Annotated in this window: 10 protein-coding genes and 1 pseudogene; 1 reads left to right on the forward strand and 10 read right to left on the reverse strand. The window is 70.5% G+C overall.

Annotated elements, in window-relative coordinates; translation table 11 throughout:
* The 10 genes from D180_RS17195 to D180_RS17240 all read right to left on the reverse strand — a co-directional run.
* On the reverse strand, window positions 1–758 hold a 758-nt coding region (locus D180_RS17195; protein ID WP_043091249.1), incomplete at its 3' end, for a class I SAM-dependent methyltransferase.
* 108 nt (window positions 759–866) lie between these two features.
* Window positions 867–1,715, reverse strand: coding sequence for a Wzz/FepE/Etk N-terminal domain-containing protein (locus D180_RS17200; protein WP_043091250.1), 849 nt, complete (start codon window positions 1,713–1,715; stop codon window positions 867–869).
* 11 nt (window positions 1,716–1,726) lie between these two features.
* On the reverse strand, window positions 1,727–2,893 hold the full coding sequence (locus tag D180_RS17205) for a hypothetical protein (RefSeq protein ID WP_017913773.1): 1,167 nt from the start codon (window positions 2,891–2,893) through the stop codon (window positions 1,727–1,729).
* Window positions 2,890–3,831: a glycosyltransferase gene (locus D180_RS17210; protein ID WP_017913774.1), complete on the reverse strand. Its 942-nt coding sequence runs from the start codon at window positions 3,829–3,831 to the stop codon at window positions 2,890–2,892. Before D180_RS17210 ends, D180_RS17205 begins: the two co-directional genes overlap by 4 nt.
* A complete protein-coding gene (locus tag D180_RS17215) occupies window positions 3,831–5,084 on the reverse strand; it encodes an O-antigen translocase (protein ID WP_017913775.1) in 1,254 nt (417 codons plus the stop codon). The genes D180_RS17210 and D180_RS17215 overlap by 1 nt, the downstream gene beginning before the upstream one ends.
* Window positions 5,081–6,211, reverse strand: coding sequence for a DegT/DnrJ/EryC1/StrS family aminotransferase (locus tag D180_RS17220; protein WP_017913776.1), 1,131 nt, complete (start codon window positions 6,209–6,211; stop codon window positions 5,081–5,083). The genes D180_RS17215 and D180_RS17220 overlap by 4 nt, the downstream gene beginning before the upstream one ends.
* Window positions 6,208–7,143 (reverse strand): GNAT family N-acetyltransferase, encoded by a 936-nt coding sequence (locus D180_RS17225; protein WP_017913777.1) that lies wholly within the window; start codon window positions 7,141–7,143, stop codon window positions 6,208–6,210. Before D180_RS17225 ends, D180_RS17220 begins: the two co-directional genes overlap by 4 nt.
* A complete protein-coding gene (locus D180_RS17230) occupies window positions 7,130–8,089 on the reverse strand; it encodes a hypothetical protein (RefSeq protein ID WP_017913778.1) in 960 nt (319 codons plus the stop codon). The genes D180_RS17225 and D180_RS17230 overlap by 14 nt, the downstream gene beginning before the upstream one ends.
* Before the next feature lie 5 nt (window positions 8,090–8,094).
* The gene (locus D180_RS17235; protein WP_017913779.1) at window positions 8,095–8,760 is read right to left on the reverse strand and encodes an acetyltransferase; all 666 of its coding nucleotides are present in this window, start codon (window positions 8,758–8,760) and stop codon (window positions 8,095–8,097) included.
* A 4-nt stretch (window positions 8,761–8,764) separates the two neighbouring features.
* Entirely contained in the window at window positions 8,765–9,181 is a 417-nt protein-coding gene (locus tag D180_RS17240; protein WP_017909879.1) for an FdtA/QdtA family cupin domain-containing protein, read from the reverse strand.
* A 201-nt stretch (window positions 9,182–9,382) separates the two neighbouring features.
* Between D180_RS17240 and D180_RS24675 the strand changes: the two are divergent.
* Window positions 9,383–9,575, forward strand: a pseudogene (locus D180_RS24675) (cytochrome b); the annotation flags it as partial.

The raw sequence follows: 9,575 nt of genomic DNA on the forward strand, positions 1-9,575 counted from the left end.
TCGCCCAGGCGCGGATGGCGCTGGTAGTGGTCGACCAGGTACGGCGGCGGCAGGCACAGGCTGAGCGCCCGGTACGACTCCAGCGCGAAATGCGGCGCGAACGCGCGGTAGAACTCGCGTGGGAAGTAGTACCAGGTCCAGATCGTGTGCCCGTTCATGCCCACGGCGGTGGCGCCACGTGCGGCGCGCACGGCGGCACGGCGCAGGCGGCCACGCAGCAGGTAGTGGCCCAGCTCCCACGGGCACAGGCGACCGATCACCGAGAACACCAGGCGGCCGTCGCGGCGCAGCAGCCGTGCGCAGTGGCGCGCGACGTCGGGCAGGTCCGGCGCGCAGTTGAGCGGGCCGAAGTTGGAGTACATGCCGTCGAACTCGCCGTCGAGCAGATCCAGTTGCTGGATGCCGACATGGGCCACGCTGAGCCGGCCGCGCAGACTGGGATCCTGCGCGCGGGCACGGGTGCGCTCCACCATCTGCGGCGACCAGTCGGTGGCCAGCACGCGGTAGCCGCGCTGGGCGAAGGCGTGCGCATCCAGGCCGGTGCCGCAGCCCAGATCGACCAGGCGCGAGCCGACCGGCAACTGCGTCGCCACCGTGTCCCACAGGGTGGTGCGCATGCGCTGGATCAGCGCGTTGTTGCCGCGCGGGCCGTCGTAATCGGCGGCCACGCTGTCGAAGGCGCGCTGCGTGTCCAGCAACCGCACCGGGTCCAGAGTGGTCGTGTGCGCCGTTGCACCCGCCTTGCCATTCGCTGTCACCTGCACCTCTCCACTGCCCTGCCCTTGTCGGAATCCGCGCGCATCGAGCGCGCGGTACTGCAGGTAGGTGCGGCGGCAGCGCCGTTTGGTTGAATCGACGAGCTGCTGTTATGCGGCGGCGACGCTCGCCCCTGTCGGCCGCGCCTGCCGCCGGCGCAGCGCATTGCGCGCCACCGCGGCCAGTACGCCGCCGCCGAGCCCGGCCAGCAGCGCCGCCGCCAGCACCAGCACCGGGTTGGGAAACGCCGCGCGCGGCGGCACGTAGGTCTCCCAGGGCGCCGAGGTGTCGTAGGTGTAGCGCGTGCCGAGCCGGCCGAGCAGATCCTCGCGTTCGGCCTTGAGGCCGCGCAGCGTGGTGGTCTTCTCCGACAGCAGCATGTTGCCGAGCAATTGCTGCTCGACGCTGCCGCGGCCTTCGCGTTGCTGCTGCAGCAGGCGGTCGCGCTGGGCCTGGGTCGCGGCGATGTCCGCGGCCAGCTCCTGCAGTCGCGCGGTGGCCTGCTGCAGCGGACCGGCCTGGATGCGCCGGTGCAGCGCCTGCAACTGCGCGATGGTGGCCGTGGCCAGTTGTCGCGCCTGCTGCGGCGATTGCGCGCGCAGGGTCAACTGGATCAGGTTGGCGTACGGGTCGGGGTCCAGCTTCAGGCTGTCGCGGTACAGCGCGGCCTGGCGGCTGTCCAGGGCCACGCCGGCGCTGTGCAGCACCTGTTCCTGGAACTGCCGGGTCTTGATCCGGTCGATCACCCGCTGGAACGGCTCCAGCTTGGGGTCGCGTCCGGACGGGGTCGGGCCGAATTCGCCGACCTGCACCCAGGCGGTCGCTTGCCACTGGCGGGTCGCGCCGTGCAGGAACAGCGCCGCCAGCGCCAATGCCAGCAGCAGCGGCAGCAGGCACCAGCGCCATTCGCGCCGCAGTATCCGCCACAGGTCGAGCAGGTAGATTTCGTCTTGGGGCATGGCGGTGTCGGTCATGGCAGCGGGGATCTCGGGGCAACGGAAGGCAGGGCCGCGTCCGCGGCGGGCTCGCGGCGGTTCGGCAGCAAGGCGCTGCAGGCGTGCAGCAGCAGGCACAGCGCGACGAAGCCGGCATTGGTCCAGGTGAACGCCTGCGGCGCGAACGGCGACATCACGCAGGCGTAGGCGATGCGCAGGAACACCAGCAGGTTGAACAGCGCCACGCCGCGTCCGAGCAGGCGCACGCTCCACAGCAGCGCCGCGTACAGCGCCAGCATCGCCGCCAGCGCGGCGCCGGGGCCGCCGGCCAGCAGGAACGGCAGGAACTCGGTGCCGACATTGATGTTCGGCGCATCCAGCGGGATGCCGGTCCCGGCGGTGGCGATGGAGCCGCTGAGCGGCACCAGTTGGTTGATCAGGAAACTGGCGTTGGCGTAGCCCTTGCTCAGCAGCGCGCCGAAGTTGTACGGGCCGGCGCCGATGTACAGCAGCAGCCACTTGATGCCCTGCGGCGCGGCCCGGTACAGCGCGCCGAACGGCAGCGCCACCGAATCCAGCGAGCCGGAACGCAGCGTGCCCAACAGCGAGAATGCGGCGGCGCCGGCGCACAGCAGCGCCAGTACCCGTTTCCACGGCAACGGCCGCGCCGGGTCGCGGCGCAGCAACAGCAACAGGCCGACGCTGAACACTGCCGCGAACAGGCGGTTGCGGTCGATCACCAACACCGGGAAGGCGAAACCGGCCAGCAGCAGCGCATTGCGCACGCTGCGCTCGCGCACGCACAGCAGGCCGATCGGCGGCAGGATCCAGCACATGTTCGACACATGCCGCACGTGCGCCTGCAGCGGGCTCAGGTCGGCGTAGGCGGAGGGGTTGTGCAGCAACGGGATCGGGAACAGCAGCAGGTCCAGCAGGCAGAACAGCCCCACCGCGGCGGCCAGGCCGAGCGCGACGAAGGCCTCGCGCGTGCCGGCGTACTCGCGCGACCGGAACGCCGCCAGCGGCGGCAGGCGGATGCCGAGCAGCGCATCCAGGCCCAGCGTCGCCAGCGCCACGGCGGCCAGCAGTGCGATGCCGGCAAGATAGCCCGGCGGCAGGTCGAAGGTGAGCAGGGTCAGCGCGCAGCTCAGCAGCAGCGGCAGGCCGAAATACGCCGACGGCAGGCGCAGCAGCCGGCTCATCCGCGCTGGGCCAGCGTCGGTTGGCCGCCCTGGCGCAGCCGCGCCAACAGCGACAGCCACGCATGCGCCAGCAGATGCCCGCCCAGCGCCAGCGGGCTGCGCCGCAGGAACGCGATCTTGGCGGCGATGTAGTGCGCCTGCGCGTGCAGCAGGGTGCGGCAGGCCGGATCGAACAAGCGTGCGCGGCGCAACGCCACCTGCCGCGACTCGGCCAGGTTGGCCAGGCGGCTGGGCAGATGCCGGGTGCGGCTGGCGTTGTGGTCGTGCACGCGGTAGGCGCAGACCGCCACGTCCAGGAAACCCAGCGCGTCGCGCGCGACCAGGCGCAGGAAGAAGTCCCAGTCCTCGATGCGCAGGCCCTCGTCCCATTCGGCGCCCGGCTGCAGCGCGCTGCGCCTCACCAGCGCCACCGCCCCGCTCACCGCCCAGTGCCGGATCACCGCGCGGCGGATGCCGGCCTCGCTCAGGTACAGGCGTTTGTCGACGCCGTGCAGGTCGCGCATGCTGCTCTGGTGCACGGTGCGGCCTTGGATGTCGACCACGATGGCGTCGCCGATCACCGCGGCCTTGTGCGGATGCGCGCCCAGGTAGGCCACCTGTACGCCCAGCCCGCCGGGCAGCAGATAGTCGTCGCTGGCCCCCAGGCGCAGGAACTCGCCGCGCGCCATCGCCACCAGATGGTTGAGCGTGGCGGCGATGCCGAGGTTCTCGCGCGGCCAGAAGCGCACGTGCAATCTGTCGCCGTGCTGCGCGATCCACTCGGCGATGCGTTCGGCAGTGCCGTCGCTGGAGCCGTCGTCAACGATCACCAGTTCCTTGTTCGGGTACGGGTCCTCCAGCACGCTGCCCAGGCAGCGCTGCACGAAGCGCGCGTGGTTGTAGGCCGGAATCAGCACCGACACCAGCGGCGGCGGCGTCGGGGTATACGTTGCGTCCATCAGCCCAGTCCTCGCAGGTAGCGGCGCACCACCAGCATGTTGAACGCCAGGTACAGCCCGTAGTTGCAGGCGAACGCGTAGACCGCGCCGATCAGGCCCATGCGCGCGGTGAACAGCACCACCAGGCCGAGGTAACTGGCGGCGAACAGGCATTCGGAGAGCACGAACAGCCGCGTCATCGCCTTGGCCAGCATCAGGTAGGACAGCACGAAGGAGGCGATCTTGAGCACGTCGCCGAGCAGTTGCGGCGCGTAAAGCGGCAATGCAGCGGCGAAATCGGCGGAGAACAGCAGCCGGGTGATCCAGTCGCGGCACAGGTACACCGCCGCCGCGGCGAGGAGCACCGCCGGCAGCACGTAGCGGTAGGCGCCGCGCAGTTCCTGCCACAGCGCCTGCCGCGTATGCAACGCCGCCAGCTTTGGCAGGTAGTAGACGTTGATGGCGGTGGTGAAGAACAGCAGATAGGCATCGGACACGCGGCTCACCGCCTGCCAGTAGCCGACCTGCTGCCAGCCGAACTGGCCGGCCAGATGATCGCGCACGCCGATGTTGACCAGCAGCGGCAGCAGCGCCGAGGCCAGAGTCATGACCGAGAAGCCGGCCAATCGCCGCACCATCGCCGGGTCAAAACGGATGCGCAGCATCTCACGGCGGAAGTACGGGCTGCGTCGCAGCGCCGGCACGCCGGCGCACAGCCAGGCCACCTGCCCCAGCACCAGGCCCAGCAGCGCCCCGGACAGGCCCATGGCGTGCGCCAGCGCGGCCACCAGCAGCACGCTCAGCACCGCGCCGGCCACCTGGACGAAGGCCAGCCGACGCACGTCCATGAAACCGTTGACCACCGCCAGGATGTAGTTGGCCAGCGCGATGCCGAGCTGCGCCACCGCCAGCACGCAGATCAGCGGCTGGTACTGCGCATCGCCGAGCAGGCGCTCGGCGATCAGGCGGCTGCACAGCAGCGCGGCCACGCCCATCGCGACCGCAGCGACGCAGGCGTAGCCGAGTGCGCTGCCGAGCAGCCGGGCCAGTGCCGGCGCATCGTCGCGGTACTCGGCCACGTACTTGACCACGCCTGCGCCGATGCCGCCGCCGGCCACCACCGCCAGCAGCGACATCAGGCTGGTGAACTGGCCGAGCCGGGCGACCCCGGCCGGGCCGGCGTACACCGCCACCAGCTTCAGCACCAGCAATGCGGACAGCAGCTTGGCCGCGGTGGCCACGCCGCTGTACACGCCGCTGCGCAGCACGTTCATGCCGCCACACCGGCAAAACGCTGGCAGGCGTCGATCACCTGCGCCACCGCCGCGTCGTCCAGGGTCGGGCCGATCGGCAGGCTCAACACCTCGGCGCCCAAGCGCTCGCACAGCGGCAACTGCAGGGTGGCCAGTTCCGGATAGGCCGGCTGCCGATGCGGCGGCGTCGGGTAATGCACCAGGCAGTGCACGCCCTGGGCCTGCAGATGCCGTTGCAGCGCGTCGCGCTGCGCGCAGCGCACCACGAACAGGTGCCACGCATGCGCCGCCGGGTCGGCCACGTGCGGCACGGCGATCTGCGGATGCGCAATGCCGTCGAGGTAGCACTGGGCGATCGCGCGGCGCGCGGCGATATCGGCGTCCAGGTGGCGCAGCTTGACCCGCAACAGCGCCGCCTGCAGCTCGTCCAGGCGCGAGTTCACGCCCTGCACCAGATGCCGGTACTTGATGTCCGAGCCGTAGTTGCGCAGCACGCGGAGCTGCGCCGCGAGTTCGTCGTCGTCGGTGGTCACGGCGCCGGCGTCGCCCAACGCGCCCAGGTTCTTGCCGGGGAAGAAGCTGAAGCCGGCGGCGTCGCCGAAGCTGCCCGCATGGCGGCCGTCACGGCGCGCGCCATGCGCCTGCGCGGCATCCTCGAGCAGCAGCACCCCATGGCGCTCGGCGATGGCACGCAGTGCGGCCATGTCGGCCAGCTGTCCGTACAGGTGGACCGCCAGGATCGCCCTGGTGCGCGGGCCGATCGCCCGCTCCACCTGCGCCGGATCCAGATTGAAGCTGGCCGCCTCCGGCTCCAGCGGCACTGGCCGCAGCCGGTTCTCGCTGATCGCCAGGAAGCTGGCAATGAAGGTGTTGCCCGGCACCAGCACCTCGTCGCCTTCGTGCAGCCGACCCAGCACAAGGTAGCCGCGCAGGATCAGGGTCAGCGCGTCCATGCCGTTGCCGACGCCGATGGCGTGAGCGGTGCCGCAGTAGGTGGCGAACTCCCGCTCGAATGCCTCCAGCTCCTCGCCGAGCACATACCAGCCCGAATCGATCACCCGTGCCGCTGCGGCCTTGAGCTCGTCGGCATAGCGCGCGTTGCTTGCCCGCAGATCCAGGAACGGCACGCTGGCTGGCGGCAGGCTCATTGCAACTCCCAACGGTAGAAATCGTGAACCACCGCGCGCGCGCCGAAGCGCTCCTTCTGCTCGACCAGGCCGGCATTGAGCACCTGGCCGTGCTGCTCGGTGGAAATGCCCAGGCTGAGGAAGTCGCGCTGCGCGTAGACCTGCTCGATCAGCTCGGCCAGCAGCAGGCTCAGCGCATCGGCGCGGCGGCCCTGCTCCGAGCAGGCCAGGTATTGGGTGTGGACGACGTGGCCGAAGTCGTACACCAGCGTGGCGGCCAGCAGCTCGGCGCCGTCGCGCACTTCGTAGGGCACGATCTGCGCCGGGAAGCGCGCGCACAGCAGGCGCAGTTCGTCCAGGCTGTGGGTCGGACGCGCGTCGTGGCGTTGCAGGACCTGGCCCAGCAGCGCATGCAGCGGCGCCGGGTCGTCCACGCGCTGCACGCGCAGCCCGGCGCGGCGCGCCTTGGCCACCGAGCGCTTGCGTGCGGCAGCGAAGCGCGGCGGCACGCGCAGCGGCACCGCCGAGGACAGGTCGCGACGGTCAAGACGCGCACCGAACCGATGCAGCGCGTACATGTCCTCTTCTGCCGGACTGCGGTGGAACAGATGCGGCACCGCCTTGTACAGCAGGGTTCGCACGCCGGCGTCGCGGTAATGCGCCGCGATGCGCTCGAACACTTCCAGCGTGGCCGTTGCGCGCAGCGCGTGGGTCGACACCAGACCGGCATAGCTGAGCCCGGCATGGCTGGTCACCACGTCGCCGTCGCGGTTGGCCGGGAACACCGCCACCGGCGTGCCGGCATCCTCGACCAGCAAGGAGGCATCGACGAAGCGCGCCGCGTGGTAGTCCATGTAGCCGCGCCGGTGCAGTAGATTGCCGTTGCGCGAGGCCTCCACCACGGCATCCCACAGCGGTGCGTCGGCCGCGGTGTAGGCCCTAACCGACAGCATCGTCATCCTCCCAGACGGTGCCAGCGGGCAGCACCGCCTCGGCCACGCCGAAGCCGTCGCGGCCCATGTCGTTGCCGTTGTAGAACAGCAGCAGCCGCGCGTCGTGGCGGATCAGCGCCGGGTAGCACAGCGTGCGCGCATCCCAGCCCTCGGCCGACAGCGGCAGGCCCAGCGCCGCGTCGCAGCGCTGCCAGTGGCGGCCGTCGTCGCTGACCGCCATGCCCGGCAGATAGGCGCCAGCGCGGCTGCCGTGGGTGAACAGCATCAGGTAGCGGCCATCGCATCGGTACACCCGCGGGCGGCCGATACGGTATTCGTCGCCTTGCGGCTGCAGGCAGACGGTGTCCTGCCGCGGGATCGCCTGCAGATCGTCGGTCTCCACGCAGCGGATGTGGTAGCGCGGATACGGCGTGCCGCCGAGCCATTCCCAGTCGTCGCCCACCGCGTACCAGAGCTGCCAGCGGCCAGCGCGATAGTGCGCCGAATGCACCGCGGCGATGGTGCTGCGGCCCGGCGCGCGGTCCAGCAGCGGCGTGTCCTGGCGGCGCTGGAACGTGTCGCCGCCGTCGGTGGACACCGCCAGGCCGGTGAAGGCCAGGAACTTGGCCTTCGCCACCCGCTGGAAGCCGACGTAGAACATGTAGAGACCGTCCGGCCCGTGCACCACGTCGCCGAGGATCATGCCGTTGTCGTCGAAACAGCCGGCGCGGCCGATGTCCAGTACGGGTGCTGCGCTGACGCCCAGCACCCGGGTCGGATCGTCGGCGCGCACGTCGACGTAGCCGATGCGGCTGACCCCGGCGTCGTCGCGAAAGCCGGCGTAGATGCGCAGACGCTCGGCATCCAGGCGCAGCGGCGTCGGCGTCAGCGCCGAATGCCGCATCCAGCCGCCGACGCCATCGCGTGCGGTATCGAAGACAAGACCACGTTTGTGCCAGGCGAACATGTGCCTCACAGGTCCACGTCGAAGCTGGACTTGCCGGCCACCGCCCGCGCCGGCGCACCGACGTAGATGCGTCCCGGCTCGGTGTCGCGGGTCAGCAGCGCGCCGGCGCCGATCACGTTGTCGGCGGCCACCTTGACCCGGTCGCTCAGCGTGGCGTTGACCCCGACGAAGCTGCTCGCGCCGATCTCGCAGTAGCCGGAAATCACCGCATGCGAGGCCACGAACACGTGGTCATGGATCACCGTGCGGTGGCCAACGTGGTTGCCGCTCCACAGGATGCAGTTGGCGCCGATGCGGGTGAACGGCTGCAGCACGTTGTGCTCGAACACGAAGCAGTGCTCGCCCAGTTCCACGTTGCGCCAGACGAAGGCCTGCGAACTGACGTAGCTGGCCATGCGGTAGCCGCGGCGCTTGGCGTCCAGGTAGAAGCGCGTGCGCAACCGGTTGAGGCCGCTGGCGGGAATCGCCACGAACACCTCCACCTGCGACGGCGGATAGCGCTGCTCGAGTTCCTCGTAGGCCACCACCGGCAGGCCGGCCAGGGTCGGCGTGGACAGGTAGTCGCGCTCCACGCTGAAGGCCAGCACCTCGTAGTCGCTGTCGTGGGTGAAGTACTCGCAGGCGATCTGCGCCAGCTCGCCGGCACCGACGATGACGAGGGGACGTGCCATGGCTTCAGGCCTCCTGCCGGCGCAGGCCCGCGGCTTCGCGCAGGAACTCGTCGTAGTCGAAGATGTAGTCGGTGGGATCGTAGGCCTGGTCGGCGAGCACCATCAGCACGCAGTCTTCGCTGAAGTCATAGAGATCGCGCCAGACCATGCTGCCGAGCAGCAGGCCCTGCCGCGGATCGTCCAGCACCACCTGCATCGGTCCACTGCCGTCGTCGAGCAGGAACGACACCGAACCGTGCAGCGCCACCGCCAACTGGTTGAGATGGCGGTGCGCATGCTGGCCGCGGTGCACGCCGTTGCGGGTGGCGAACAGGTAGTACACGCGGCGGATGTCGAAAGGCACGTCGCGCTGTTGTTCCAGCGCCACGAGCTGTCCGCGCGCATCGCCGTGCGTCCGCAACTGGATTCGTTCGATTGCCATCAGAGTGCCCGACCGGGCTCCACATCGGAGTGTCCAGGCTGAGTGCCCCCGGTCTGCGGAAAGGTTGCGCGAGGCCGACGCGCCGCGCGACGCAACCTTTCGCCGCAGCGCCGGCACCCATCGACGACCGCCGCTGCCGCGATGCCCCGCCGGCATCGGGCTGCGCCCCACTTCGTTGCCCCAAGGACACCGCGTACCGCCATGACCTCGCCCACGCCGGCCGCTCCGAAACCACCTGTGTCCCCTGCCGCCGCGCAGGCCGCCTTGCCGCGGCCGATGGTGTGGCTGCACTGGCTCACCGTGCTGTGCCTGGTGCTGGCGGCGGGGCTGATCCTGCTGCGCGAAGAAGTCGAAGGCCGCATGTGGCGACAGTGGCTGCTGGAAGGCCACCGCC

The organism is Xanthomonas sp. SHU 166 (genome assembly GCF_000364685.1).
In the GTDB taxonomy this organism is placed as follows: Bacteria; Pseudomonadota; Gammaproteobacteria; order Xanthomonadales; family Xanthomonadaceae; genus Xanthomonas_A; species Xanthomonas_A sontii.

Bases quoted from the DNA above. Each gene is read 5' to 3' on its own strand.
- D180_RS17240 (WP_017909879.1), bottom strand. From the start codon at position 9,181: ATGGCAATCGAACGAATCCAGTTGCGGACGCACGGCGATGCGCGCGGA.
- D180_RS17220 (WP_017913776.1), bottom strand. From the start codon at position 6,211: ATGAGCCTGCCGCCAGCCAGCGTGCCGTTCCTGGATCTGCGGGCAAGC.
- D180_RS17205 (WP_017913773.1), bottom strand. From the start codon at position 2,893: ATGAGCCGGCTGCTGCGCCTGCCGTCGGCGTATTTCGGCCTGCCGCTG.
- D180_RS17230 (WP_017913778.1), bottom strand. From the start codon at position 8,089: ATGTTCGCCTGGCACAAACGTGGTCTTGTCTTCGATACCGCACGCGAT.
- D180_RS17215 (WP_017913775.1), bottom strand. From the start codon at position 5,084: ATGAACGTGCTGCGCAGCGGCGTGTACAGCGGCGTGGCCACCGCGGCC.
- D180_RS17235 (WP_017913779.1), bottom strand. From the start codon at position 8,760: ATGGCACGTCCCCTCGTCATCGTCGGTGCCGGCGAGCTGGCGCAGATC.
- D180_RS17210 (WP_017913774.1), bottom strand. From the start codon at position 3,831: ATGGACGCAACGTATACCCCGACGCCGCCGCCGCTGGTGTCGGTGCTG.
- D180_RS17225 (WP_017913777.1), bottom strand. From the start codon at position 7,143: ATGCTGTCGGTTAGGGCCTACACCGCGGCCGACGCACCGCTGTGGGAT.
- D180_RS17200 (WP_043091250.1), bottom strand. From the start codon at position 1,715: ATGCCCCAAGACGAAATCTACCTGCTCGACCTGTGGCGGATACTGCGG.